This window comes from Priestia koreensis (assembly GCF_001274935.1).
Classification (GTDB): domain Bacteria; phylum Bacillota; class Bacilli; order Bacillales; family Bacillaceae_H; genus Bacillus_AG; species Bacillus_AG koreensis.
Map to the genome: position 1 here is coordinate 192,377 of NZ_LILC01000037.1, position 26,684 is coordinate 219,060.

Here is a 26,684-nt window from a genome sequence, read left to right on the forward strand (position 1 = left end):
TTCCAAACAAGCATTTATTTAGAAAAGAGAATTTTCAATAAAAAACGTGGAAGTGCCAGTTGACGCTTAAAGCGACTAGGCTGTGTAATTAAACGATAAAACCATTCCAGGCCAAGCTTTTGGAAGAATTCAGGTGCACGTTTCACATGACCTGCATACACATCAAAGCTTCCCCCTACTCCTTGAAACACGGTTGCCGGAACATGATGCATGTTCTCGCGAATCCAGTGCTCCTGACGAGGACTCCCCATCGCTACAAACACAAGATCAGCGTTCACTTCTTGAATATGACGAACAATTTTATCATTGTCCTTCTCATAACCATTTTCATAGCCAACTATTTGAATAGTGGGATATTTCTTTTCAATGTTTTCTTTTGCCGCGCGAACGACTTCCTCTTTTGCTCCATAAAAAAAGACGCGTTTCCCCTCTTCAGCCGCAAAACGAAGAAGACGGTCCATCATATCAACACCGGTTACGCGTGAGCGAATACCGCCCTTTTTTAATTTAGATGCGAGTAGAACTCCAATACCATCTGGAATTTGATACGTCGATTCGTTAATAAGCTGTTTTAAGTCAGCGTCGGTTTCTGCTTTAATCATTTTTTCTGGATTAACGGCAATAATGGTTGATTTCTCACCTTTTGCCATGCGACCACGAAGATCAGCGATAATTTCCTCATAATTTAAAGGTGATACGTCTACCCCTAAATACGTTTCTTTCTGCATGAGACACTCTTCCTTTATCCGTCTTTCGTAGCTGTAACAGAGGCTGTCCCAAATCGGGCCGTTCACCTCACCAATATGAAGTGGAATGGCTATTTAATTCAGGACAGCCTTCTGTCAAATTACGATTAATTATTATGCTTGAATAGCCTGTAAGTTCGTTAAGTCACCGATACGATAGTGCATGATTGAATCGTTATCAATGTGTGCACAGTTTTTCGTATCAAAAACAACTGGTGTTGCCATACGTTTTACTAGCTCTGCTGTATCCATTTGCTTGAATTCATTATGATCCGTTAGGACAAGCACAAGGTTTGCATCTTGAACCGCTTCTTCAAACGATACAAGTGGGAATTTCACTTGTTCTTCGCGTACGTGTGGGTCATGTGCCACTACGTTAAAGCGAGGATTGCTTGCAAGCTTTTCATAGATTTCAATCGCTGGACTTTCACGCACGTCATCAATGTTTCCTTTGTACGTTAAACCAAATACCGCAATCTTCGGCGTTGGTAACTCAGCTGTTAGACGGTTTACTTGATCATAAACGAAGTCTGGCATTGAGTTGTTGATTTGACGTGAAATTTGAATCAGCGGTGATTCTGCCTGCGCTTTTTCAATAATGAAATAAGGGTCAACCGCTAAGCAATGTCCACCAACACCTGGTCCAGGGTGATGAAGATTTACACGCGGATGCTTGTTCGCAAGCTCAATAACTTCATGTGCGTTCACGTTTAGACGACTAGAAATTTTTACTAGCTCATTCGCTAAGGCAATGTTCACGTCACGGAACGTATTTTCCATTAATTTCGACATTTCTGCTGTAACAGCTTTCGTTTCAATCACATCACCTGTTACAACTGCGCGGTATACGTCTGCTGCTTTTGTTGCAGCTTCTTCCGTTAATCCACCAACGATACGCGTATTTTCGATTAGCTCGATTAAAATACGGCCAGGTAGAACGCGCTCTGGGCAGTGTGCAATCGCTACATCGTGTTCAGGGTCAATGCCGTGCTCACGAATGATCGGTGCTACTACATCATCCATTGTACGTGGAGGAATCGTAGACTCAACGATTACAACGTTTCCTTTTTCTAAGTAAGGAGCAACACGTTTTGTTGCTGATACAACGTAATCCACGTCAGCCGTGAAGTCTTCATGAATTGGCGTTGGTACCGCAATAATATATACATCTGCTTTCTCAGGCTCTAGAGAAGCGCGTAAGTTTCCACTTTTCACAACTTCTTTTACAAGCTCTGGTAAGCCTACTTCTTCAATATGAATTTCACCTTTATTAAGGGAATCTACTACCTTTTGGTTTACATCTACACCAACAATTTCGTACCCAGCTTTGGCAAAAATAGCAGCTGTCGGTAAACCTATATATCCTAAACCAATTACACAGATCTTTTTCATCTGATAAGACCTCTCTTTTCGTTTTTCAGGTATGTTTGTTGTTAGTATGCTTTAGTTCGGCAATTCCTAACATAGTATAACAAATTGTGATAGAGTGTGCACCATTTACATTGAATAAATTGGAGGAAGGTGCTAAAATATACGGTAGTTTTGCATCACTCATGGAGTGAAGTATAAAGCAGGAAACCGCTTTAATGCAACCATGAAATGATGCGCCTTTTTGGTCGACTCTCACACGGGAGTCTTGTTTTCTTTTACCCGCTTTCTTATTACCCATAAATCATTCGTCTTTTGCGAAGAATATAAGGGTGTACAGAAGCAATAGCTATGAACTATGAAAATTAAGGAGGATTCACTTCTTTGAAAGTTGTTATCTCAGGATTTTATGGTTTAGGAAACACAGGCGATGAAGCAATTTTAGAAGCAATTATCGATAATCTGCGTCAGGAATTAGACTCACCGGACATTACGGTGTTTTCATTATCACCAGAAGAAACAGCTAAAACGCATAACGTAAAAAGTATCTTCCGCGGCTGGAAGCAAGACTTTAAAGGAAAAGTACGTGCGCTTCGTCAAGCGAACTTACTCATCAGCGGTGGTGGCGGATTACTTCAGGATACGTATCCAACGAAGTTCCTTTTCGGCCCGCTTCCTTATTATTTACTTATTGTCTTTTTAGCAAAGCTTTGTGGAACAAAGGTCATGTTCTTCTCTCAAGGAATTGGACCGGTTAACTCAAAGTGGGGCAAAACGCTCATGAAGATGTTCGCAAACATGGCGGACTTTGTTACGGTTCGTGATCAGTATTCAAAAGACTTACTTCACAAATTAGGCGTAACAAAGCCTGAGACGATCGTAACATCTGATATCGTATTTGCGTTTCATCGCAAAGAGGATACGTCATGCATGGACAGCCTTCCGCAGTTAGAGCGTAAGGACAACCTTGTAGCGGTATCCGTTCGACCTTGGTTTGAAAAGGTAAAGCAATTTGAACAAATGGCAGAAATTTTAGACGAACTAATCGAACAACGCGGCATTACGCCTGTATTTGTTCCGATGGAAGGTCATCATGACGATAAAGCAAGCCGTGACGTGATGAAGCATATGAAACATGCAGATAAATGTCACATCCTTGGAACGGACTTTACTCCGAATCAATACTTGAACTTTATCGGTCAATGTCAAATGACGATTGGAATGCGACTTCACGCTCTAATCTTCTCGACGTTAACAGGTGTACCACATATCGGGTTCAGCTACGATAAAAAAGTAGAAAGCTTACTAAAACGCAGCGGCATGTGGGATTACTCAGCTGTTCTAGAAGAAATCGACAGCGCGAAACTCACACAAAACGCACTTACGCTGTTGGACAATCGTGAAGAGCATTCACAAGTCGTGCAAGCAAACGCGGCTCAACTCCGTGCAGAAGCGATGCGCAACCTAGATCTATTAAAAGAAAAATTCGTATACACAAAATAAAAGGAGGATGAGTACGCATGAAAATTTTAATCGCAACGGCGTATGATTACCCTCATGCTGGCGGACTATCCACCCATGTGACGACATTAAAAGCAGGTCTGGAAGCACGAGGTCATAAAGTTGACGTTCTTTCATTTTCCGATATTCCTCCGGCTGTTCGCAAGCTTTCTGCTCAAGGACCAAGCTTCGTATTGAACAAGCTAAAAAAAGGAAAAGGGATTGTCTACAGTCATAAACAGCGTCAAAAAATGCTAACGAACTTAATGAAGAAACGCGCGCATGAGAACTATGATTTAGTTCACGCACAAGATCCATTCACAACGCTTGCTGCACTTGATGCAGGTCTACCGACGGTTTCGACTGTTCATGGATATATGGCTTTTGAATCGATCAGTAAAGGCTCGATGGATGAAGGAAGCGCAGAAGCGAAATTCATGCAGGAAATGGAGATCAAATCATACCGCGAAACCCTTGAAGTAATCACGGTAGACCAACGTCTACTTGATTATGTAAAAGATGTATCCGGTGTAGAAGGTACGGCAATCCGTAACTTCATCGATATTCACGGCTTCCGTCCCGAAAAAGAACGAAAAGCAGAGCTACGCAAACAAAATGGACTTTCTGTTGAAGATCCGATCATGTTTGTTCCGCGTCGTCTTACACGTAAAAACGGCGTTATCTACCCTGCCCTATCACTTCCGGCTGTGTTAGAAAAACATCCAAACGTGAAGCTGATCTATGCGGGAAGCGGTGAAGCACGTACAGAAATCGAACGTATCGTCTCTGAAAAAGGCTTACAAAACTCGGTTACTCTTCTCGGTGCAGTCGCACACGAGAAAGTAAAAGAGTACTATGCGCTTTGCGATATCGTTCTTGTACCAAGCGTTCACTCTGCTGGGGTTGAGGAAGCGACGTCAATCTCTGCTCTTGAAGCAATGGGATCTGGTTCACCGTTAATTGCCTGTGCGGTTGGTGGACTAAAAGAAATCGTTGAACCTGAGCGTGATGGTCTATTAGTAGAAGAGAAAAACGTAGAAGAGCTATCGGATGCGATGAATTTCCTCCTTGAAAATCCTGAAAAAGGTGCGGAGCTAGCGAAAAACGCCCGCGCTAAAATCGAAGCTGAGTACTCGCACGTTGCTGCGGCTGAAAAGTACGAGCAGATTTATTTGAAGGCTTTGGCTAAGAAGGGTTAATTGGTATATTTTTACTAATTTGTCGAATGGGGACAGACCCCCACTCCGTTAAAGCATTAAAGAAGAGGCGCTTCCGTCAAAAACGGGAGCGCCTTTTTATGTTGTTTCATTTATCTTACTTCATTCCTGCATAAGGAACGACTACGCCAATATCATCACGCAAATATACTTTTTCTACACCCATCACGTCTGACTGAATTTCATGCCAGTAGTGACCACCCGCATCAGGTGCTGTCGTTTTTCCGATAACAGTAAACGGCGTACCTACTGTTTGATATTCGTATGCAATGCTTTGAGATGTCGTAGGTGCTACGCGGAAGTTAGCACCAGGTTCTTTCGTTACACCAGTTTGATAACGTCCGAAATCCTTTTTGCCGAGGGCGCTGTCTACTTCAAACATCCATCCTGCAATTTTCTCTCCCCAGAACGGATCTGTCGCATAGTGTGCATTAAGTCCAACGGCTTTGTTTCCTGGTTGCGCTCCTGCAAAGAAGTTATTGCCCGGCTTGTAGCTTAAGTAGCTTCCGTTCAGCAACGCCGCATAGTATTGAATACCTTCTTCAAACGTAGCGAATGTGTGCATTCCTTTTTCCGCTTCTCCGTCAAAAGCGCCGATACCAAATAAGTTTTTCTTTTGGAGCGCTGTTGCATTCATCGCTTTTGAGCCGGAAGCCGTGCTTTCATGAATCGCATGAGAAAGCAAATACAGAGCGTTAATATGATAGGTGGCTTCTGCTTCTTTAAACGCTGCACCGAGATTAGCTAAGGGATTGCTTGGGTCCATATATTTTTTCACATAGCTGTTCAGCTCTTCAGCCGTGTAAGCACTTGTCGTTCGAACAGATAATTGATTGAAATACTGATAAGACGTTGTTACCGCTTTACCGTCCTTCGTATAAAAATCGTGACCGTTCGGGCTATAGTATACGACGCCTTCTTTTAATGCTGACGGAACCGCTCCATACTCAATTCTGTGTGAAATACCTGATCCTGCCGTGTATGTATAGTGGTATAGAACACCGTTTTCTGCTTTATAATAATTAAGCTTTACTTTGTCAGCTGTCGTAAGCTTTAATTCAGAGCGTTTTGCATATCCTACTGCACCGTTTACTTCTATTTTTACAACGGTATCATTGCCTTTCACTAACTCATACGAAAGTTCTGTCTGATCGGCTACGCTTGTCAAAAACACGGATGCGTTCGTATTTTCGTCTTTATAAATTTTAAGAGCTTGTCCACCCGTGTTGGCATAAGCAATCCCGCTTTCTGCTGGTGCTTCTGGTGTTTGATGTTCAATGAGATTTAGCATGCGTGAAACGAACGCAGCTGATTGAGCACGTGTTGCGAGTTCTTTCGGCGAAAATGCATAGGTACCGTCTCCATTTGAATTACCACGGATAATTCCATACGCCGCAACCTGCAAAATAGATGGACGAAACGCCTCTCTTACCTGTCCCATATCCGAAAAGGCAAACGCTGTTTTTGCTTTAGGAACTCCCTTGAAATCCAGCGCTTTTTTTACCATATAAGCGGCTTGCTCGCGCGTGATGTCCTTATCAGGTTCAAACGTCGTCGCTGTATAACCACTTGCTATGCCTGAACTATAGGCGCTGTAGATATCTTTTGCTAACGCAGAGTTCTGTGGAACGTCAGAGAAATTCCCTTCACCTTTAGGTAGATCAAGCGCACGCGCAATAAACGCGACAAACTGTCCTCTTGTCACATGCTCTGAAAGCTTATAATCTCCGTTAACTCCTTTTAAAATTCCTCTGTTAATTAAGTCCTGCACTTCCATTTGAAGCGCACTGCTTGCGCTCACAACTGTGGAGGCTTGTACATCCTTTATGACAGGTGCACCGCTTAACAGCATAGCCCCAATGGCCATACTACTTGCTATTTTCTTCATTTGTTCTCCCCCTTTTACTACACTACTTTTATCCTATCTTTGCTTACAAACCATTTTCATAAAAGCTCTTCTATTCCACCTGCATGCTCAGGATTATGAATATTTCATGGTCATAGAACAGCTCTTACGGCGAAACATCTATTATTATACTATTCTTCTAACTGGCAATCCCCTTTTTATGGTAACTTTGTCGAAATCTTTGTCGAAAGGGTCTGTCCCCCACCCCATTAATGCATGAAAGCATTCACACAAAAAAAGAACAGCTCTTGTGAAAGAACCGTTCTTTTCCATCTCATATTCTTAGTAATTCTTCGGCACATACGTCATTTGTTGAATGTTATCTGCTCTTGTATAAGCACTGCTATAACGAATGTCATCAGATACGATGTTATACCAGCTATATCCGTCAGGTTGCGGTGAGTTTCCAAGGATAATGAAAGGCGTTCCTAAATCAGGGTATTTATAGAGGAAGTTCGAATCCACCGTTGCCCCTTCACGGACATACACGCCTGATTTAACCGTTAGCCCAATGTTATACACGCCGTAATCTTTTCCACCTAAAAAGCGATCCGCGCGGTACATATGCCCAGATACTTTTTGACCCCAGAACGGATCAGAGGCATACATTACGTTAAACCCTACTGACTTGTTTCCAGATACCGACCCGTTGAAATATTTGTTCGCTGGATCCGCATAGCGATTGTTCATATATTCTCTCGCATACGTGTTAATGCAATCTTCATAGCTTTTAAATACCTTTGCATCTCCGCTTGGATCGCGATCTGTTGCATTAATTCCGTAAATGTTCTTTTTCTCATCCGCAATTTGACTTACACCGTTCGGACGAGTTAGATTTGTGCTTTCCGTTAAAGCATGTGCCATTAGGTAAAGGGCATTGACGTTGTAAGCTGCTTCGGCCTTTTTAAAGTACTCCCCTAACGTCCCAATTGTGTTTACTCCCGATTTGGCTGGGAAATTCTTTTGAACATAGTTATTTAATTCTTCCGCCGTATAGTTTGTTTTACTGCGAATTGGCAGGTAGTTAAAATATTGATAGAAGTTGCCAATGAATGTACCTGCTTCATCGTAAAACGAATAGCCGTTTGGACTATAGTATTTCTTTCCGGACTCTAGCTGTGCCGGTGCAGGGCCGTATTCGTAGCCTACATAGGTGTCGCTTGTAACGTTATAAAGGCGATGCACAAGCTTACCGCCTGAAGCCTGGTAATACGATTTTGCAATGGCGTCTTTTTGATCGATTAGCTGGACTTGAGTAGCGCTCACGTAGCCTACCACATCATTAATAGCCACTTGAACATAATCTGCTCCAGAGGATAAATAGCGCATCTCTGTATCAGCACTCACGTACGTAATATAGTCACCGCTTAAAACTGAGGTTGGATAGATTTTTAGGACGTGATCAGCTGTCGTCGGTTTTGCGTATGCAAGACCTAAGCTCGAAAGTTTTGGTACTTCTTGTGCTTCAACGAGTTTCAGCATTCGTGAAATAAAGGCAGCTGCCTCAGCACGCGTTGCTTGTTTGGTTGGGGAAAAGGCGTACGTCCCGTCAGGATTAGCATTTCCTTTAATAATTCCATAACCTGCAACCTGTAAAATAGAGGCTTGGAAGGACGGACTAGCGGTTGTTAAATCTGAAAAAGAAGCAGGTGTTGAAGGTGCCATTACTTGCTTATAATCAAGTGCTTTTTTAATAATTGCAGCGGCCTGCTCACGAGTAATTGGCTCACTTGGATGGAACAAGCCGTCCTTATACCCACTCACAAGACCAGCACTATATGCACTGTAAATTCCTTTTGCTAACGCTACGCTCGCTGGAACATCTGTAAAATTACCCGTTCCATCAGGTAATTTAAGCGCGCGAGAAATAAACGCAGCAAATTCTCCGCGTGTTACGATTGCATTTAGCTTGTAGTCACCATTAGTTCCTTGTAAAATCCCTCTCGCAATTAAATCGCGAACTTCATTCTCCAGAGCAATACCTGTAATGCCATCATCAGCTGCTTGTGCTGTCATGAGAGGCGTTCCTCCTACTAATATGGCTCCTATTAGAAGGCTGCTTACGAGTTTCTTCATCTTCCTGTTTCCTCCTTTAATTACCGCTACACAATGTTTTGATAACTAATCTATTTTCTAATTCCATATAATTCTACATTTATAGACAAAATCATCTATTAAGTTATCAAATATTGTTATTTATCGGAGTAAACAGGCATTTATTAATAGTTCTAAAGTAATTAATAGGAGCTTTTGGATGTTAATCAACTACTATCATATGCAAACTCTATTATTTTGTTCCTTACGTTTCGTTTGATAGACGCCTTGAGAGAAATAAAAAGAGCGCTGATCTCATTGAGATCAGCGCTCTTTTGTTCTCTTGGCTTATTTTCCTAGCTTTTCTGCATTTGCTAAGAAAATGGCAAAATCGCCGCGAATAATTTGATTATACGGACGGAAAGTACGATCCGGATAGCCTTCTGTAATATGGTAGTAAGCAAGTTTTTTGATCGAACTTGCGGCAGCCATGCTACTTGAAACATCCTTGTAAGAACTTGTCGTCATATATTTTAAATCATAGGCTCTTGCTAAAAGAATGGCCATTTCCGCGCGCGTAACAAGCTGTTGCGGCTGGAATGTTCCATCTCCAAACCCTGAGATAATTCCTTTTTCAGCCGCAGACTGAATATACCCTGAACCGAAGCTTGTTTTCGCTACGTCGCTAAATTTTGTAGCTCTAGGTGTGCCATTTAAACCAATAGCACGTGCAGCCATCACAACTGCCTCAGAGCGTTTTAGATAAAGCTGTACGCCAAAGCGACCGTCTTGGAAGCCACTAACAATATGATCATGACTTAGATAACCAATTGAGGAGGCAAAGCGATCCTGCTTTTGTACATCTAAATAAGAAGGCTCTGTGATCATCGCCGAAATAGTTGATGTCCAGTCTCGCTCAAGACCTCCGGTTACAACCGCTGCCTCGTAGGAATACGTTCCTTTTACGCCGTAATCTTCAATGGAAGGGTTTGTTACGTTTGATTTTAAAAGCTGTCCGTCACGGTAAATGTTGTAGCTTGCTCCAGAAGGAAGCGCTGGTAGCGTAAAGGCTGCTTTCCCCGTGCTTACGGCTGCTGACGGTGTGGAAACGGATTGACTATTTTTAAACATGGCAAGACCATATCCAAAATATTGATCCTTTCCCTTTGCTCCTAAATCAAAAGCCGTTGAATCTAGCATGTCACGAAGCTCTGCACCTGTTTTAGTCGGATACTTCTCTTTATAAAGAGCGAGGACACCTACCACAAACGGAGCTGCCATTGACGTACCTGTCATCCACGTGTAGCCATCGCGCTTACCGTCCCAATCAACTGATAACGGGACGGTGCTGTAGATATCATCTCCGGGTGCCGTTACTTCAACTTTATCGCCATTTGAAGAACTAGGAACTCGTTTGAATTGACTATTTACAGATGATACAGCAATGACACTGCTGTACCGAGCAGGGAACTGAACCGTATCGCCCTGTCCAGATGCTTTTCCTGTATTTCCTGCTGCTGCCACAACGAGAATGCCATTGTTATAGGCTTTATCGACTGCTTTATGCAACATTGAATCATCTTCATCAGCTGTTAGGCTTAGGTTAATAACATCCATTTTATTTTGGATTGCCCAGTTAATGCCCGCTAAAATAGACGTCGTTGTTCCTTCTCCTTCAGAATTCAATGATTTTACAGCATAGATTGCTGCATTTGGTGCAACACCGACTATTCCAACAGAGTTATTTTGCGCTGCAATAATCCCAGCTACATGAGTTCCATGGCCTTCGTCATCCTGATAGCCATTTGGACAATAGCGGGTTCCGTAAGCATCCTCGTTAAAGCATGCTCCTCCAGCAACCTTCAGATCAGGGTGGTTACGATCAATACCAGTATCTATAATAGCAATTTTTACACCCTTCCCTGTATATCCGAGGCTTTTTGCTGTTGGCGCCTGAACCGCCTTGTTGGACCATAGCACCTGCTGCGGAGCTGTGCTATAACCTTGTGTTTCGTAGGTCTTTTCTTCCGTTACTTCACTGACATTCGAATCAGCCTGCAGGACGGGAACAAGATTTGATGGCACGTTAATAGAAGAAACATGAAGCTCATCAAAATTATGCACGTCCTCTGCTCCTACTTGGTTAAGAAGCTTTTGATCAATGTCTCCTTTAAAGGAAACAAGCACGCGCTCTTTTACCGTATCTGCAGAAGATGAGGTAAAAGAAAATGGAGAAACCAAAAGAGTGAAGCTAAGTGCAACAATGGTCGTCATTTTTTTCATTATGGACATTTCTCCCTATCATTTTACTAAACTACTATTTTCCTCTTTATCTTAATGTAACCAAAAGATAAAAACAATTCTAGATTCTCTACTTGATTAAATATCCCTATGAGAAAAAAATGAGAGGGTAAATTTGCTAAATATACACGTCTCTGGTCCTTAATTAGCCGTATAAAATCAATAAAAAGAGAGCCAAAAAGCTCTCTTTTAGATGATGTTTATATTTTTCAAAAATAAGGAATAGACCTATGGGCGAACTTTATCATATAGTGATGATACGTTATAACCGCTCGCTTTATAGTAATCTAAAATTCCTAGCACAATGGCTTCAGCAGCACGTTCTCGCCAAACGCTTGATCCTAGCTTTTTGGCATCCGTCGGGTTATCGATGAACCCTAGCTCTGCTAGACTAGATGGCATTGAATTGTATTTCAACACGTAATAATTAGCCGTTTTGACTTTTCGATCATTCAGCTGCCATTCTGTCAGTAACCGTTTTTGAATGCTTTGTGCTAGCAATTTACTTTTTGTGATGTACGGATTCGTTGCAGTCGCTGCAGCTCCGTAATAATATGTTTCAGTACCGTTTGCTGCGCCGTTAAATTTGTTGGCGTGAATGCTAACAAACGTATCTCCGCCGTGACTTTGTGCCAGTACAGGACGATCTTGCAGAACGATGAACACATCTGTTTCACGCGTCATGTAATAAGAAATTCCCATTCTCTTCAGGATGTTACGAACTTTTAGGCCAGTATCCAGCACCACGTCTTTTTCTCGTAATCCACTACCTAAAGCACCTGGATCTGTCCCACCATGACCAGGGTCAATAACAATGGTTTGTCCCGCTAATGGATTTTTAGTCGGCGGTGGCGTTGTAGGTACTTCTGGAACGTCCACATCTGTTAGAGTCACATATTGCTTACTCACAAAACCTGTTACAGTCTTTGCTGTATTCGTAACTTGAATCCAATTTCCAACTGTATGTGATACATTAAGTTTTGTATTTTGAGTAAAGGAACCTATTGAACCGTAGATCGTAGAAGGCCCTTTTCGAACAAGTAGAGAACTTGCTGTCACTGTTCCCTCTTGCAGATAGACCGGCTTGTAGTTAGGGCGAAGCTCATCATTAATCGCGCGCGCAACAAAAACCGCAAAGTCGGCTCGTTTAATAAGTTCTTTGCCGCCGAAGTCTCCATTTGCCATTCCTTCTGAAATATGTCGAGACAACAATTCATTAATCGCTGCATCTGTTGTCGTTGCATGATAACCAAAGGCCTTGCTGATAAATAGGGCCATTTCTCCTCGCGTTACGTGTTGACCAGGCTTAAAGTAGCCACCGCTATATCCATTTGCAAATCCTTTTTCAAAGGCAGATTGAATATAACCTGATGCGAAGCTTGTTGAGGGAACGTCCACGAAACGAGTTTCCCTTTGCGTGCCGTTTAACCCAACAGCTCGTCCAATAATGGAAACTGCTTCTGCTCTTGTAATGTCGCTGTTTGGATGAAAAGATCCATTAGACCCTGTGATAATATTTCCCTCTGCTAAATAATAAATTTCCTTTGCAGCTCGGTAACTGCTACTCACATCGCTGAACGTTGTGGCAGCCTTTACTGGAATCGTAAAAGCGCTGATCAATAAAACCAAGATGGCCAAAACAATGGTGCTTTTGTTCTTCAATTCTTCCTCTCCTTTCAGAATACAACTGCCATAAACTAGTATATATTAAATAATGATACTATTAACCATATAATAGAATCATTAGTAACTTCGACTAATTATAGAAATTATTAATAATATTCGAGGTAATTAGTCCCTTTTTAGGTATAAACAGAAAAAATAGTTCTAATTACTTATAAAAATATAGTAATTCGCACTAATTCCTATCCCCACAAAAAAATTATGTGCTCGAATGCATCATAAAAAAGGGTAGAACCGAACTATGTTGGTTCGGTTCTACCCTTTTACTGATTTTGTACCAATTCTCTTATGTATGCTAAAAGTGGTTCTCTTAATTCTTCTCGTCGAAGGGCATAATCAAGGTTAGCCTTTAAAAAGCCTATTTTATCTCCTACGTCATATCGATTTCCTTCAAAAAGATAGCCTACCATTTCCTGCTGCTCGCTTAACTGAGAGAGCGCATCTGTGAGCTGAATTTCTCCTCCAGCCCCAGGAGCCAATGATGCTAAAATGTTGAAAATATTAGGCGTTAAAATGTATCGGCCCATAATGGCGAGATTAGAAGGCGCTTCTTGAACGCTTGGTTTCTCTACTAGTGATTGAATTGGTATAACCGTTTGCCCACTTTCATACTCTCGTGGATGGAGAATTCCATACTTGCTTACGTCCCCCTCTGGTACAGCCTGTACGCCAATCACAGGGCATTCATATGTCTGGTACACATCCATTAACTGCGACAGTACGGGTACATCTGAATCGATTATATCGTCCCCAAGCAATACCGCAAATGGCTCATCTCCAACGAACGTTTTTGCACGGTAGATTGCATCTCCCAGGCCCTTAGGCTCTCTTTGGCGTATGTAATGGATATTGGCTAAGTTTGAAATACGCTGAATACCTTCTAACATGTCCCACTTTTCACGCTTACTAAGCTCCTCTTCAAGCTCATAGGATTTATCAAAATGATCTTCGATTGCTCGCTTTCCCCGTCCACTTATAATCATAATGTCTTCGATTCCAGATTTCACAGCCTCTTCCACAATATACTGAATGGTTGGCTTATCAACGATCGGAAGCATCTCTTTTGGCTGGGCTTTTGTGGCTGGTAAAAATCGGGTGCCGAGTCCTGCTGCTGGTATAATGGCTTTACGTATGTTCACTATGCTCTCCCCCCTCATTTCTATTATAGAAAAATTATATGCTATTCATCGACTTTTAATAGGCACTTTTTACACTTTGATAAGACATACACTCTAAAGTTCACCTTTTGCCTCATGCCTTGTTAACATCTTCTTAATTCAGACGATATGTATAAAAAGCTAGGACTACCACTACTATATGACAGCATGTGGAAACTGCAATAAATCTACAAAATAAGACAAAATAACTAAAAAAATCACACGAAGCGTGTTCAAAAAGATCATATATAGATCTTTAGAATGCATAATTGAACATATAATTCCAATAAACTATTTACTTTCAGTATTTAATTGTCATATTATAGTAAAGTAATAAGAAAAAAGTAGAATAACCAAATAGTATACTATTGTCACACTTACATATATTTGAAAATTCTGAATTCAGGAGGATGAATATGAAAAAGAAAGTCTTATCAATGACTGCCTTTGCAGCAATCGGAAGCGCATTTCTATTTCACTCGCACGCTTCAGCAGATGAAATTAAGGTACAATCCGGTGATTCTCTATGGGGATTATCAAAAAAGTACAATTTAACGACCACTGAATTAAAATCACTCAATAAGCTAACCTCTGACACAATTCGTATTGGACAAACCCTATACATTCCAGGTAAAAGCGCGCCTGTGTCTTCACCGGCCAAACCTACGTCAAACAAGCCATCCGCCTCAGCTATTGTCTCTACTTATAAAGTAGAGAGCGGAGATAGTCTTTGGAAAATTTCCACTAAATTCAAGCTGTCTATAATAGACTTGAAAAAGCTAAATAATTTGGATAGTGATCAAATTTATGCTGGACAAACGTTAAAAATTTCTGGGACAAGCAGTACACCTACAGCACCTGTTGAAACAAAGCCGCAGCCAGCACCTGCTCCTAGCACGCCAAGTACAGGTAGCCAAACTAATACATATACTGTAAAAGGTGGAGATAGCTTATCGAAAATCTCACGCTTATTTAATGTATCAGTCGCAAATCTAAAAGCATGGAACAACTTAACATCAGATGCTATTTTCGTTAACCAAGTGCTAACTCTTCATAAAGCAAGCAGCGCTAGTGATTCACCGTCTGCTCCTCCAAGCGATAACGGCATTGACGTTGCGAAGATGATTAGTGATGCCAAAACGTTAATGGGAATTCCGTATAAATGGGGCGGTAACACTACGTCTGGATTTGACTGCAGTGGAATGATCAATTACGTATTAAATAAGCAAATTTCTGTTAAGCGTCTTACAACGGCAGATTACTGGAGAATGTCTACTTCTGTTAGCGATCCACAGCCTGGAGACATTGTTTTCTTTACGACCTATAAAGCTGGTCCGTCACATCTTGGAATTTACCTTGGTAACCGTCAATTCCTTCATGCTGGATCTTCTACAGGCGTCACGATTTCAAGCCTTGATAACAGCTACTGGGCACCTCGTTACTTAGGGGCGAAGCATTTTAACAATAACTAATATACACAAGTAAAAGCACTTGGGATGGATCCTAAGTGCTTTTTATGTGAAGTAAAAAACGATCATTTTAAATAGGTGGTTATGTAATTTTTGACTTTTATTGCAAAAAAAAAGAGCCGGCAGATGCCGGCTTAGGATTGAAGGTATAAAAAATGAATGAGAGGGTAAACCTATTTTCTTTCTTGGGGATGTGGACGAGGGTGCTGCACCGTTCATGCATTTGCTGCATGAACGGTTTTTAGAGGAGCGTAAATTTCCTCTGTTTAGTAGAAAGTTAGTAGCTAGGGTTTCCATCACCTCCTTTCATTCCTGCAAATTTTATAAAAAAGCTTGTTCCTGAGATGACGATGTTTCCTGAGCTTTCCCGCTCAGAAACTTTACACTTTCCGCAACAATTTCCGTTGTGTATACACGCTGTTGCTGGTTTTCATAGCTTCTTGTTTGTACTCGTCCTACTACCCCGATTACCGATCCCTTCCGGCAATAAATCACCGTGTTTTCTGCATTTTTTCGCCATAAGGTAAGGGTGACAAAATCTGTATGAAAATCGCCTGCTTGATTACGAAAATTACGATTAACTGCCAAGGTGATTTGGGAATATGCTGTACCATCTGATGTATTTTTTAGCTGAGGATCCTTTGTGAGTCTTCCAACGAGGGTCGTTTGATTAATCATTGAGACCATTCCTTTCGCAACATGGATAATAGGTTAAATAATATTAATCTTTCGACATCTTATGCTATAATGAAATAAAATTTGATTATGATCTTACGGTGTGAGGAGGAACAAAAAATGAAGACATTTAAATTAGTAGCGCTAACTGTCGTAGTAGGAGAAGAAAATGAAAACCGCCATCCTATCGAGCTTTTAGATGGATTAATTATTAATCAAGAGGATGGAGAAAATCACTGGACAATTGAGGCGTTAGTTGAGAGTAAATACGTGGAGCTTTTTCAGGAATTAGATCAAGAAAAACAACCATTTACCATTCAGGCTACGATTACAAAGTCTAGTAATGATCCTGCTACATTTAAAGTGAGCGTTGCTAAAATCACTGTATTTGAACATACTGTGAGCATTTTGTTGGATGGGATCTTGCTTGCACGTAAGCTAAGCATTGCTGAAACGATTCTAGAAGACTTAATCAGTCGAGGGTTAGAGGGAGAGCAATTGCTTGAGCATTTTAAAGAGAGAATTCATTACAAAACCATTCCACATTCAAAATAGCAGAGATTAGCGATTACAAACAGGTGTCCTTTTTTTGGAATCATGACGTCGTTGGTCTTTTCCTAAAGGCTGAAATACGTATACCTCGCGCTGTTTACCTAACAAAAAATGATCGGTGTGGGATCTTTCCAACTGATTATAACTACGCTGTCTTCTGCTTAAATAATATTTCGTCAATATGCAATCCTCCTTTTTATTATCTAATTGTAATAATAATGCATTTTCCATAAATTTCAATATCTCATTTTTAACCAAAATGTGACAAAATGCCCTTTTATTCATAAATCTCGACAAATGGGATTTATTATCACTACAGCGGGTTTCTTTCTACTATTTTAGATACTTACTTGTTTATACAGCGGGGTTCCTTACTGAATCTTACGGTTTCACCTGTTTCGTAACACAGTCTCAAGAGAAGGTTATATTTATTCATCATATTGTTTTCCTTTTTTATAAGAAGTGACTTTTTCGCACATTTTTCGAAACGTGCTATAATCGATCAAATTTTTGAAACGAAATGGATGATGTTAATGAATGTAATTGCCAAAAATGTCCGACGAGGACGTAAAAGACGGGGATTGTCACAAGATGAGCTCGCATTAAAATTAAACACCTCTCGTTCCAAAATTACCAAGTGGGAAACAGACAAACAGCTTCCTTCTATCGAAGATATTATGATGATTTGTGATTTATTTGATAGTAGCATCGACAGCTTTGTTGGTTACAAAGGCTGTAAAAGCTCCAGGAAAAGTATCTTAAAGGATGCGAATCACTTCTATGGTGCCACATCGCTTTTTGAACATGAAGTGAAAGAGTTACGAGAGCTCATGGAACAGTATCCTGCTTTTCATCAGCTGATCGAGCTGCTTATTTCTCTTCCCTCCACACAACAAGAAACCTTCATTCCATCTCTTTGCGAGTTTATTAAACATACAGCCTCTTTAAAAAGCAACTAAATGCTTGCCCATCTTTTCACTTTTCTTTACAATAAAAGAAAGAAAATCAGGTGCTGCCACACCTGATCACAGTCGCAAATGAAAGAAACCATTGTGAAGCAGTAGCTTATGTCTAGCTACTGTTTTTTCTTGAACATCATGATGAGCGATACGATAAATGTCAGCATTGCGAGAACCATCATATTCGATTGCACGAGTAAATTAAGACTCTCAAACACTGAAATAGTCATCATCCCCTTTCGTGAAAAAGTGGAAAATTATTCTTGCGACTGTTGATTTTATCTTATCACCTCTATTTAATAAAATCTATCATTTTATCGAACAAACGTTCCTTTTAGTTCTTTTTACCTTTTTTTGTTCGCCTTTTTTACCTCATATAAAAAGGTGATTAGCAAATGTGCTAATCACCCTAATCTATCATCAATTAATTAGATAACGTATCAATTAGATAACGTGCCTCAAGCTTAGAAGAGTAATCAATCTCTTTTCCTGTCGATTTCGTAAGCTCTTCAAGCTGTTGAATTTGTTCTTCTGTCGGCTCCTCAGCTAAGATCTTTTCAATCGTTTCATTGATCTTTACTGCTAATTCTTCGTGAAATATAGGATCTGCCTTCGTCTCAGCGTCTAAATTCTTAAACCAAGATGCGTTTTGCTCAATATACTGTTTCCATTGCTTGATGAAGTCGTTCATATCAAACTGAGTTTCATTCCATTGAATGTTATTCATGTACTGTTCAAATGCAATATGAATAGAACGAGTAATACTAATTTTCGTTCCTTGTGGTAGATTTTTTAGCATCAATGATTATAGCCTCCAAACTTTTTTTCACTTATTCCTTTTTCTTTCCTGCCAAGCAATTCTTTGTCCGCCTTCAAAGCGCTAGCAAGCATTTGAAAAATCAGATAAGTCACACTAACCTTTATTATTCTAGCAATAAATTCATTTAACGACAAGAGATGGAAGTCATGAGGACTTCCATCTCTTGTCGTTAGTCATTTTTGTGCTATCGTTCGTACATTACTTTTATACTTATCATTACTACTAGAAAAGGCCATAAGCATTCGGTAGAGTCCTAAGCATCGATCAAAATGTAGACGAAACTATCTTAAGCTTTGTCTCCTAAAGCAAACGTAATGTCAACTTCACACGCTATTTCTCCGTCCACGGTTGCAATTCCTCTCCCTTTACCAATTGATGCACGTACGCGCGTCATTTCAACCTCTAAACGTAGCTGATCCCCTGGTTTTACTTGGCGCTTAAAGCGGCAGTTATCAATTCCTGCAAAGAAAGCAAGACGTCCACGGTTTTCTTCTTTTTTAAGCATCGCAACTGCTCCTACCTGAGCAAGCGCTTCAACAATTAGTACGCCTGGCATAACCGGGAAGTCAGGGAAATGCCCATTGAAAAACTCCTCGTTCGCTGATACATTCTTAATTCCAACTGCTTTTTGACCTTCTTCCACTTCTAAAATACGGTCAACTAATAAAAATGGATAACGATGAGGAATAATATCTTTGATTTCTTGAATATCAAGCATGTCCACACACTCCTTCTAATATTTTACAAATAATTTAGATCATAACCATTTTACTATACTGAATCTCTCGTCAAAACACAAATGCAACCTAAATAGAAAAGAGGACAATCACAGATCGCCCTCTTTCCTTTATGATCGTATTGTATTCACAAGTCCCATCATCTGATCAGACATAGAGATCGCTCGTGCATTGAATTGGTACGCTTTTTGTGCCATCGTTAAGTTTGTCATTTGCTGACTCACGTCTACGTTGGACTGTTCTAGCGCCTTCGTTTGAAGGATATCATTACGATTCGCTCCTGGTGCTAGAGGAGTAAGTACATCAGCCATTGTGACATTCATCGCTCCTAGATTTGGAAGCTGAAAGTGATTGTTTCCCTTTGCTTCTAAGAGCTGTGGTTTGTTCACTTGAACGATTCCTAAGTCAATAGACTGCTTTCCTGCCGGTGTTGTAACCTCCACAGCGCCCGATGCTGTGATTTGAACGTCTGTTGCATCTTGTGGAAACGCAATGGGATTTCCTGCTGCGTCTAACACTGAATTCCCATCTCGATCCACTAGCATAGACTGTGTGCCATTCGGTGAAATGTAAAACGCACCGTCTCTTGTGTACTGCGTTACCTGCTGACCGTCTTGATTGACACGCACTTGAAAGAATTGATCCTCTTTCTGAAGAGCTGCGTCTAGAGCACGATTTGTTTGAATGAAGGAGCCCTGATTCATTTGCAGATAGGTTTGAGATAGTTTCGCACCGGAACCTTGACGAATTCCATAAGGCGTTAGGCGTCCCTGCTCCTTCTGCTGATCAGGCTGATTGTCAAACTGCTGATAAAGAAGGTCACTAAAGCTAACGTCCCTGCTTTTAAAACCGTTTGTATTGACGTTCGCTAAATTGTCACCGATGACATCAATCTGATACTGAAGCTGTCCCATCGTATTGGACGCATTAATCATTGAACGATTCACAATCATTCTCCTTTGTTCTACGTAGTTTTATGTTGATATGCGTCAACGTAATCGTCCTACTTCATTTACAGCTCGATCCATACTGCGGTCGTATGCTTGTAAAATCTTTTGGTTGGCTTCAAATGAACGATAGGTAGTCAGAAGCTCTGTCATCGTTTGAGACATATCTACGTTTGAACCTTCAATAAAGCCTTGATGGACTTGAAACGAAACGCCATTGGCTGTTAAAGCAGATGGAAGAGCTTGATTATTTGTCATATGATAATAACCATTTCCCTCTTTCTCAAGCGCCATCGGATCCTGTGCATAGGCAAGGCCCACACGTGCAACCTGCTGATTATTTTCCGTAATCATTCCGTCGTTTCCCACTTGAAAATTCGCGCTTTGCAGCTGAATTTTAGCCCCGTTTTCATCTAATACGTAGTTGCCTTGATTGGTTGTTAAAAAGCCCTGTCCGTCCAATGTAAACTTCCCATCACGTGTATAGCGAGGCTTTCCGTCTTCTCCTTGAACGGTGAAAAAGAGCGTACCTTTACGTCCTGTCTTTTCATCCGCAGGAAGAGTTCCGTCTAAAATAGCAAAGTCTGTTGGTTGCTTTGTTTCACGAAGATCTCCTTGAAGAAAATTCGGCATGTTCTCCTGCATATAGACACCTGTATTAATTGATCCAAGCGTCTCCCTCGGAGTAGCTGAATCACCGTTCTCTTTTGAAAAGCTATGGTTGTTCATACGCTGTAAAAGCATATCAGGAAAAGCTCGCAGTGATGCTTGATCAGCTTTGAAACCAGGCGTGTTGGCATTAGCCAAATTATTCGTTAATAGGTCTGTACGGCGTTGCTGAGCAATCATAGCGGATGAAGCTGTATAAAAACCTTTAAACATCACTTAGTCACCTCAAAACTTCGATTGGATAGAAGCAAGTTAAATCAATCGGCATTTGATCATTGAATACAGTTTTACGTGTTACAAGCTTAGTTAATTGAACTGACGGCGCGGTAGCTTATCCATATTATCAAGCATGATACCTGTTCCAATTGCCACGCAATCCATTGGACTTTCAGCAATGAACACAGGCACTTTCAGTTCTTCCGCAAGAAGCTGGTCCATCCCGTGCAACAATGCACCGCCACCTGTTAAAATGACTCCACGATCTATTATATCTGCAGAAAGTTCTGGTGGTGTTTGCTCTAGGACACTTTTAGATGCTTGCACAATGACCGTTACGTACTCACGAAGCGCTTCTTCCACTTCCTGAGATCTTACCGTTACTGTACGAGGCAACCCAGATACCATATCACGTCCGCGAATGTCCATTTCTTCATTACGAGAACCTGGGAATACGGTACCAATTTGGATTTTAATATCCTCTGCTGTACGTTCCCCGATTAAAAGCTTGTATTCACGTTTAATGTAGCTTAAAATTTCTTGATCGAAACGATCGCCTGCCATTTTTATTGAGCTTGCCGTTACGATATCACCCATTGAAAGAACTGCTACATCCGTCGTTCCCCCGCCGATATCTACGACCATGTTTCCGCTTGGTTGGAAAATATCCATTCCAGCTCCAATTGCGGCTACCTTAGGCTCTTCTTCAAGATAAATCTTTTTGCCCCCGCTTTTTTCAGCAGCTTCACGAATTGCTTTTTGCTCCACTGATGTAATATTCGTTGGACAACAAATCAGAATGCGAGGCTTTGATAAAAAGCCTTTTACATTTAGTTTATTAATGAAGTATTTAAGCATTGCCTCTGTAATATTAAAATCGGCAATTACGCCATCTTTTAAAGGTCTCATCGCAACAATATGACTCGGAGTACGTCCAACCATACGTCTCGCTTCTTCACCAACCGCTAAAACTTTGCCATTATTTTTGTTTATCGCAACCACAGAAGGTTCATTGAGTACAATCCCTTTCCCCTTCACATGAATTAATACGTTCGCCGTGCCAAGATCGATGCCGATATCTTTTGCCAACATCCGTTAATTGCTCCTTTCAAGCGCCATTTTTCCTATGACCTCTGTCTTTTTTTCCTAATTAAATATTTTATCATAATTTGGTTATACATGTAGAATTTTACGGAAAAATATTTCTAACGAATGTTGCTTTTAGGAAGCGAATATGATTGTGATAGATCACTTTAGACAATTTGCACTAACAGCTACTAGCTAGTTTAGCAGTGGTTGCAACCAAAAATCCCCCTCAAACGCATAATTCCCTAGTCAGTGAGGAACACTCGTTTATTCTGTTTTAAAAAACGACACAAACTAAAAGCCCAAACGTGAAAATACTCTTCTCACATTTGAGCTTTTATGATCGATCTATATTCACTTGGCTGGTTCCTCTTGTAACTCTTCTTTTTTGTACTTTAACTTTGTGGCTTCACCGCCACGCAAATGCCTGATTGATTTATGATAATCAAGAATCTCTTTCACTTCGTTTGCTAATTCAGGATTAATTTCTGGTAGTCTTTCCGTTAAGTCTTTATGGACAGTACTCTTCGAAACGCCAAACTCCTTCGCAATAACGCGTACAGTTTTTCGAGTTTCTACAATATACTTTCCAATCTTGATAGTTCTCTCTTTGATGTAATCATGCACACCACTCGACCTCCCCAAATTGGATGTGAGAAGCGTGAAATGAGATTCGCTCTGACAACACGAAGAAGGATAATCCTGTAACAACTCCTCACTACATGATAGTCGGGTCTCCGATGTCATATGACGATCCCTCACCTCATACATTCTCTTTGTTAGGTTTGTAACAGTTTATTAGCTTGGTTGAGGATATATGCTATAAATGTCAAGCGGGACAAGGATTTTATCAGATTTTTTTTACTTTTTTGCGTTTTTAACCCCATTTAAAGAAAAATAGACCTTTTTCGAGCAAATATTCACCCCTATCCTGAGAAGACCAGGATAAATCTACACCAAATAAAATCACACACACCAATTAAACAACAACTTTCATACAACAAGAGAATAGAAGGAATCTATAGTAAAATAACGCACTGATCGCTCTAACGAAGAACGACCAATGTAAAAGAGACCTATTTTTAACAAGACTTTTTCTAAACACTAAGGATCGGAGCGAAAGATGCGAAGACTCCTACGGAACTAGCGAGTCAGCTGAGATCCCGCAGCGACGAGGAAGCTCAGCGCTCGCCCCGTGGAAAGCGAAGCAATCTGTAGTGGAGGGACAGAGCTATCGCTTTTAAAAAGATCAGCCACTTCAAAGCAGACTTCGTCATCAAAATGACCTATTCATCTCAACCGTCCTCATCGTCTGAACATCGGGCCCGGAACGTAAGATGCTCCACTCCTGCAGGACTAGCAGGTCAGGTGAGATCCCGCAGGATGCGCAGCGACGAGGAAGCTCAACGCCTGCCCTGCGGAAAGGGAGCAATCTGTAGTGAAGGGGCCGACCTGTCGTTCTAAATAAGTACCACTATTACAAAGCCACTCATTTGACAAGTCTGTTTCTAAACACTAAGGATCATAGCGAAAAATGCGAAGACTCCTACGGGACTAGCGAGTCAGATGAGATCCCGCAGGACGCGCAGCGACGAGGAAGCTCAGCGCTCGCCCCGTGGAAAGCGAAGCAATCTGTAGCGGCGGGACCGACCTATCGCTTTTAAAAAGATCAGCTACTCCAAAGCAGACTTCGTCATCAAAATGACGTATTCATCTCAACCGTCCTCATCGTCTGAACATTGGGCCCGGAACGTAAGATGCTCCACTCCTGCAGGACTAGCAGGTCAGGTGAGATCCCGCAGGATGCGCAGCGACGAGGAAGCTCACCGCCTGCCCTGCGGAAAGGGAGCAATCTGTAGTGAAGGGACCGACCTGTCGTTCTAAACAAGTACCACTATTACAAAGCCACTCATTTGACAAGTCTGTTTCTAAACACTAAGGATCGGAGCGAAAGATGCGAAGACTCCTACGGGATTAGCGAGTCAGATGAGATCCCGCAGGAACGGAGTGACGAGGAAGCTCAACGCTCGCCCCGTGGAAAGCGAAGCAATCTGTAGCGAAGAGACGAACCCGTCGCTCTAACAAATCATTACTACTATAAAGAGACGTTCAGGCGAGCACCCTTTTGACCTAACCTTTTCAAACACTAAGGATCGGAGCGAAAGATGCGAAGACTCCTACGGGACTAGCGAGTCAGCTGAGATCCCGCAGGATGCGTAGCGACGAGGAAGCTCAACGCTCGCCCCGTGGAAAGCGAAGCAATCTGTAGCGAAGAGACGAACTGGTCGCTTTTAAAAATTCCTCTTTTAAGAGACACAAATGATTGAGACAAAGCACTAATAGCTTATGACCATTAAATACACTAAGAATCATAGCGACGAGACGGACTGGTTGCTCTAACGAAAATCAACCAATCTAACACAAAAAAGCCGCTTTACCGGAATACTCTTCCGACAAAGCGACTCTCCTATTATTGACCAGTTGATTGGTCTTCATCAGATGATGATCCATCATCTGTTGTGTTTGTTTGATCCTTTGACTCAGTGCCAGTTGAAGGCTGCTTTTTAGACTGCTCGTCCGTAGACTTTGTTCCTTCTTCTGTACCTTGCTCAGTTGTATTTGAATTTCCACCCTCAGGTGTTGTTTCAGATACTACCTCTGCTTTAATTGTAGCCAACTGCTTGCTGAATGAATCAGTTGGGTTAATCGCTACGCCGTCTTTGCGTACTTCAAAATGAAGATGCGTTTTTGCTTCTGCATTGTAAGTACTCTCACCAGCTTTTGCGATGACTTGACCTTGCTTCACTGTATCGCCAGCTTGAACTTTTACATCAGATAACGATTGGTAGAATGTCACTAAACCATTTTGGTGATCGATTTCTACCGTATAACCTAAGATTGGATCTTTCACTGCCTTCGTAACCGTCCCACTAGCTGCTGCTGTTACATCAAATGTTTTACCATCTTTCGCAACAACATCAATTCCTGTATTTTGATGGTACGTATTATTATAAAAGACAAGAGCTGCTTGCTGTTCTTTCTCAGATGCTGTGCTGCTATAGAATGGTGTTTTCACTTCTACGCTATTCTCTTTTACAACAGGCATAACTAGCTTTTCGACTGCATTGCTTACTTCAACTGAATCGTGTTGTCCATGCTGTGGAGCATTCCCTGCTTTTTGCTTATCTTGATCGGCTGCATTTCCTTGGAACCATAATACAGCTGTGATGATGATTGCTGCGCTGAATAAGTATACAGCTGGAAATACCCAACGTTTTCTAAATAATTTTTGAACTTTGGAAGGTTTTGTCATACGTTTATTTTCTTCCTCTCTCATTAATATCACCTCAGCAACCATTTTGAACAGAATCTACTAAATATATACATCGTCTAAAAATTTTTTCGATTATTTTCTGCAAGAGAGAACGATTTTATGCAAAGAAATAGGAAGACCTATTAAATGAAGGGGTAAAAAGAAAAAAAGCGCACTCACAATGAGTACGCTTTTTACACCTTTATTATTTTTTGGCGGTTAGAGTAGATAGATATTTTGAAGCCTCCGCAATCTGCACATTCTTGTAGTAAAAATGAATAATGTCCATATACGATTTTCCGGCTTTCGCCATTCCATCGGCACCGTACTGACTCATACCAATGCCATGACCATTCCCTTTTGTTGTAATTAAAAGCTCATTGCCTTTTCGTACCCACGTAAAGTCTGTTGATTTTAAACCAAGAGCGCTACGAATGTCCGTGCCTTTAAACGTCTTGCCGTCTAGCTGTAACTTATCTACGCGCCCACCAGGAGTACGTGATACCACTTTTCCAAGATCGTTCTCAATCGACACTTTCTTATTAGTAGCGGCATAAATCTTTTGCTCAAAGTCTGACACGGTCATCGACGTTTGCGCTGTGAATTTTGGCGAGTCTTTATCCCATGGGTTATCGATGCTCTGTAGATAAGGAAGAGACGATCCCCAGACCACTTTTGCATCTTCTGTACGTCCATTGCTCGTTGAATAAAACACCGCATCAATAGGAGCATTATTATAGACGATTACTTGCCCTCTTGTAGCCTCTACCGCTTCCGTGATTTTCTTCATGTTTTGATCGTAATCTGAACCCCAACGTATCTTTAGTTCCTCTGGACTAGCATATACTTGATCAGCCGTTGTATCACGTGCATCAAACTCTTTGGAACCTTTTTTCATTTTAAGCTCTGATCCATTTACTAGCTTTCTAACAATATACGTACGAGCAGCGAGGCTTTGTGCTTTTAAAGCCTCCATCTCAAAATCCGCTTTCATTTCGGATGCCACCACTCCGACGACATAATCTTCAAGAGGGACCTCTTCAACCTCCTGCTTTTTTGCTCGGTACACCGCCACATCTACCGCTGGCTCTGCGGCGAGTGCTTGCAGCGTCTTTTGTGTATGGTGAGAATCCTCTCCTAATTTCCCTCCGGTTTGATCCGTAAATGGAATGACTAATACTGTCGGAATACATAAAATAACGAAGGATAGTATGGCGATAATTACGACGACAGGCTTTAAACGTTTCATCAATGATTGAGCCTCCACTTCATGAATTTAACCTCTTCTACTTCATTTTTATGGAGGTGGACAACCATTTATGACTGTAA

General features: G+C 41.2%; 23 protein-coding genes. 6 read left to right on the forward strand and 17 right to left on the reverse strand.

What is annotated here, in order from left to right:
• Positions 1–14: 14 nt before the first annotated feature.
• Positions 15–728, reverse strand: a complete 714-nt coding sequence (locus AMD01_RS22445; protein ID WP_053403680.1) for a WecB/TagA/CpsF family glycosyltransferase — start codon at positions 726–728, stop codon at positions 15–17.
• A gap of 132 nt (positions 729–860) precedes the next feature.
• Positions 861–2,138: a nucleotide sugar dehydrogenase gene (locus tag AMD01_RS22450; RefSeq protein ID WP_053403681.1), complete on the reverse strand. Its 1,278-nt coding sequence runs from the start codon at positions 2,136–2,138 to the stop codon at positions 861–863.
• Positions 2,139–2,498: 360 nt separating this feature from the next.
• Between AMD01_RS22450 and csaB the strand changes: the two genes are divergently transcribed.
• Positions 2,499–3,617: a polysaccharide pyruvyl transferase CsaB gene (gene csaB, locus AMD01_RS22455; RefSeq protein WP_053403682.1), complete on the forward strand. Its 1,119-nt coding sequence runs from the start codon at positions 2,499–2,501 to the stop codon at positions 3,615–3,617.
• A 17-nt stretch (positions 3,618–3,634) separates the two neighbouring features.
• Positions 3,635–4,813: a glycosyltransferase family 4 protein gene (locus tag AMD01_RS22460; RefSeq protein WP_053403683.1), complete on the forward strand. Its 1,179-nt coding sequence runs from the start codon at positions 3,635–3,637 to the stop codon at positions 4,811–4,813.
• Positions 4,814–4,928: 115 nt separating this feature from the next.
• On the opposite strand, the gene AMD01_RS22465 is transcribed toward AMD01_RS22460, so the two are convergent.
• The 5 genes from AMD01_RS22465 to galU form a co-directional block, all read right to left on the reverse strand.
• On the reverse strand, positions 4,929–6,719 hold the full coding sequence (locus AMD01_RS22465; protein ID WP_053403684.1) for an N-acetylglucosaminidase: 1,791 nt from the start codon (positions 6,717–6,719) through the stop codon (positions 4,929–4,931).
• Positions 6,720–7,019: 300 nt separating this feature from the next.
• Positions 7,020–8,813 carry an S-layer homology domain-containing protein gene (locus AMD01_RS22470; RefSeq protein ID WP_053403685.1) on the reverse strand — a complete coding sequence of 598 codons (1,794 nt, stop codon included), beginning with the start codon at positions 8,811–8,813 and terminating at the stop codon, positions 7,020–7,022.
• A gap of 306 nt (positions 8,814–9,119) precedes the next feature.
• Positions 9,120–11,054: a S8 family peptidase gene (locus AMD01_RS22475; RefSeq protein ID WP_053403686.1), complete on the reverse strand. Its 1,935-nt coding sequence runs from the start codon at positions 11,052–11,054 to the stop codon at positions 9,120–9,122.
• Positions 11,055–11,300: 246 nt separating this feature from the next.
• Entirely contained in the window at positions 11,301–12,734 is a 1,434-nt protein-coding gene (locus AMD01_RS22480; RefSeq protein WP_053403687.1) for an N-acetylmuramoyl-L-alanine amidase, read from the reverse strand.
• 284 nt (positions 12,735–13,018) lie between these two features.
• On the reverse strand, positions 13,019–13,894 hold the full coding sequence (gene galU / locus AMD01_RS22485) for a UTP--glucose-1-phosphate uridylyltransferase GalU (RefSeq protein ID WP_053403688.1): 876 nt from the start codon (positions 13,892–13,894) through the stop codon (positions 13,019–13,021).
• A gap of 434 nt (positions 13,895–14,328) precedes the next feature.
• On the opposite strand from galU, the gene AMD01_RS22490 reads away from it, so the two are divergent.
• Positions 14,329–15,384, forward strand: coding sequence for a C40 family peptidase (locus AMD01_RS22490; RefSeq protein ID WP_053403689.1), 1,056 nt, complete (start codon positions 14,329–14,331; stop codon positions 15,382–15,384).
• Positions 15,385–15,702: 318 nt separating this feature from the next.
• Here AMD01_RS22490 and AMD01_RS22495 read toward each other — a convergent pair whose 3' ends face one another.
• Entirely contained in the window at positions 15,703–16,059 is a 357-nt protein-coding gene (locus AMD01_RS22495; RefSeq protein ID WP_053403690.1) for a single-stranded DNA-binding protein, read from the reverse strand.
• A 117-nt stretch (positions 16,060–16,176) separates the two neighbouring features.
• Between AMD01_RS22495 and AMD01_RS22500 the strand changes: the two genes are divergently transcribed.
• Positions 16,177–16,611 carry a YwpF family protein gene (locus tag AMD01_RS22500; RefSeq protein ID WP_053403691.1) on the forward strand — a complete coding sequence of 145 codons (435 nt, stop codon included), beginning with the start codon at positions 16,177–16,179 and terminating at the stop codon, positions 16,609–16,611.
• Between the two features lie 6 nt (positions 16,612–16,617).
• Here AMD01_RS22500 and AMD01_RS24340 read toward each other — a convergent pair whose 3' ends face one another.
• Positions 16,618–16,788, reverse strand: a complete 171-nt coding sequence (locus AMD01_RS24340; protein WP_157052828.1) for a hypothetical protein — start codon at positions 16,786–16,788, stop codon at positions 16,618–16,620.
• A 344-nt stretch (positions 16,789–17,132) separates the two neighbouring features.
• On the opposite strand from AMD01_RS24340, the gene AMD01_RS22505 reads away from it, so the two are divergent.
• Positions 17,133–17,567, forward strand: coding sequence for a helix-turn-helix domain-containing protein (locus AMD01_RS22505; RefSeq protein ID WP_157052829.1), 435 nt, complete (start codon positions 17,133–17,135; stop codon positions 17,565–17,567).
• 424 nt (positions 17,568–17,991) lie between these two features.
• Here the strand turns inward: AMD01_RS22505 and AMD01_RS22510 are convergent, their stop codons facing one another.
• From AMD01_RS22510 to spoIIID, 6 genes are all read right to left on the reverse strand, one after another.
• The gene (locus AMD01_RS22510; protein WP_053403838.1) at positions 17,992–18,366 is read right to left on the reverse strand and encodes a hypothetical protein; all 375 of its coding nucleotides are present in this window, start codon (positions 18,364–18,366) and stop codon (positions 17,992–17,994) included.
• A gap of 307 nt (positions 18,367–18,673) precedes the next feature.
• Complete coding sequence (fabZ, locus tag AMD01_RS22515; RefSeq protein ID WP_053403693.1) at positions 18,674–19,105, reverse strand: 3-hydroxyacyl-ACP dehydratase FabZ; 432 nt, start codon at positions 19,103–19,105, stop codon at positions 18,674–18,676.
• Between the two features lie 129 nt (positions 19,106–19,234).
• Positions 19,235–20,071 carry a flagellar hook-basal body protein gene (locus AMD01_RS22520; protein WP_053403694.1) on the reverse strand — a complete coding sequence of 279 codons (837 nt, stop codon included), beginning with the start codon at positions 20,069–20,071 and terminating at the stop codon, positions 19,235–19,237.
• Positions 20,072–20,113: 42 nt separating this feature from the next.
• Positions 20,114–20,953, reverse strand: a complete 840-nt coding sequence (locus AMD01_RS22525) for a flagellar hook-basal body protein (protein WP_053403695.1) — start codon at positions 20,951–20,953, stop codon at positions 20,114–20,116.
• A gap of 93 nt (positions 20,954–21,046) precedes the next feature.
• Positions 21,047–22,048: a rod shape-determining protein gene (gene mreB / locus AMD01_RS22530; protein ID WP_053403696.1), complete on the reverse strand. Its 1,002-nt coding sequence runs from the start codon at positions 22,046–22,048 to the stop codon at positions 21,047–21,049.
• A 348-nt stretch (positions 22,049–22,396) separates the two neighbouring features.
• Positions 22,397–22,669 carry a sporulation transcriptional regulator SpoIIID gene (gene spoIIID, locus AMD01_RS22535; protein WP_053403697.1) on the reverse strand — a complete coding sequence of 91 codons (273 nt, stop codon included), beginning with the start codon at positions 22,667–22,669 and terminating at the stop codon, positions 22,397–22,399.
• A gap of 866 nt (positions 22,670–23,535) precedes the next feature.
• Between spoIIID and AMD01_RS24350 the strand changes: the two genes are divergently transcribed.
• On the forward strand, positions 23,536–23,706 hold the full coding sequence (locus AMD01_RS24350) for a hypothetical protein (protein WP_157052831.1): 171 nt from the start codon (positions 23,536–23,538) through the stop codon (positions 23,704–23,706).
• Positions 23,707–24,512: 806 nt separating this feature from the next.
• Here AMD01_RS24350 and spoIIQ read toward each other — a convergent pair.
• Together spoIIQ and spoIID are read right to left on the reverse strand one after the other, a co-directional pair.
• Complete coding sequence (gene spoIIQ, locus AMD01_RS22540; RefSeq protein WP_053403698.1) at positions 24,513–25,379, reverse strand: stage II sporulation protein SpoIIQ; 867 nt, start codon at positions 25,377–25,379, stop codon at positions 24,513–24,515.
• Between the two features lie 181 nt (positions 25,380–25,560).
• Positions 25,561–26,604: a stage II sporulation protein D gene (gene spoIID, locus AMD01_RS22545; protein ID WP_053403699.1), complete on the reverse strand. Its 1,044-nt coding sequence runs from the start codon at positions 26,602–26,604 to the stop codon at positions 25,561–25,563.
• Between the last annotated feature and the right edge of the window lie 80 nt (positions 26,605–26,684).

Coding starts and splice junctions, on each gene's coding strand:
- AMD01_RS22465 (WP_053403684.1), bottom strand. CDS start 6,719: ATGAAGAAAATAGCAAGTAGTATGGCCATTGGGGCTATGCTGTTAAGC.
- AMD01_RS22505 (WP_157052829.1), top strand. CDS start 17,133: ATGATGTTAATGAATGTAATTGCCAAAAATGTCCGACGAGGACGTAAA.
- AMD01_RS22470 (WP_053403685.1), bottom strand. CDS start 8,813: ATGAAGAAACTCGTAAGCAGCCTTCTAATAGGAGCCATATTAGTAGGA.
- AMD01_RS22495 (WP_053403690.1), bottom strand. CDS start 16,059: ATGATTAATCAAACGACCCTCGTTGGAAGACTCACAAAGGATCCTCAG.
- mreB (WP_053403696.1), bottom strand. CDS start 22,048: ATGTTGGCAAAAGATATCGGCATCGATCTTGGCACGGCGAACGTATTA.
- spoIIQ (WP_053403698.1), bottom strand. CDS start 25,379: ATGAGAGAGGAAGAAAATAAACGTATGACAAAACCTTCCAAAGTTCAA.
- spoIID (WP_053403699.1), bottom strand. CDS start 26,604: ATGAAACGTTTAAAGCCTGTCGTCGTAATTATCGCCATACTATCCTTC.
- AMD01_RS22525 (WP_053403695.1), bottom strand. CDS start 20,953: ATGTTTAAAGGTTTTTATACAGCTTCATCCGCTATGATTGCTCAGCAA.
- AMD01_RS22460 (WP_053403683.1), top strand. CDS start 3,635: ATGAAAATTTTAATCGCAACGGCGTATGATTACCCTCATGCTGGCGGA.
- AMD01_RS22450 (WP_053403681.1), bottom strand. CDS start 2,138: ATGAAAAAGATCTGTGTAATTGGTTTAGGATATATAGGTTTACCGACA.
- AMD01_RS22490 (WP_053403689.1), top strand. CDS start 14,329: ATGAAAAAGAAAGTCTTATCAATGACTGCCTTTGCAGCAATCGGAAGC.
- AMD01_RS22445 (WP_053403680.1), bottom strand. CDS start 728: ATGCAGAAAGAAACGTATTTAGGGGTAGACGTATCACCTTTAAATTAT.
- AMD01_RS22510 (WP_053403838.1), bottom strand. CDS start 18,366: ATGCTAAAAAATCTACCACAAGGAACGAAAATTAGTATTACTCGTTCT.
- fabZ (WP_053403693.1), bottom strand. CDS start 19,105: ATGCTTGATATTCAAGAAATCAAAGATATTATTCCTCATCGTTATCCA.
- AMD01_RS22500 (WP_053403691.1), top strand. CDS start 16,177: ATGAAGACATTTAAATTAGTAGCGCTAACTGTCGTAGTAGGAGAAGAA.
- AMD01_RS22475 (WP_053403686.1), bottom strand. CDS start 11,054: ATGAAAAAAATGACGACCATTGTTGCACTTAGCTTCACTCTTTTGGTT.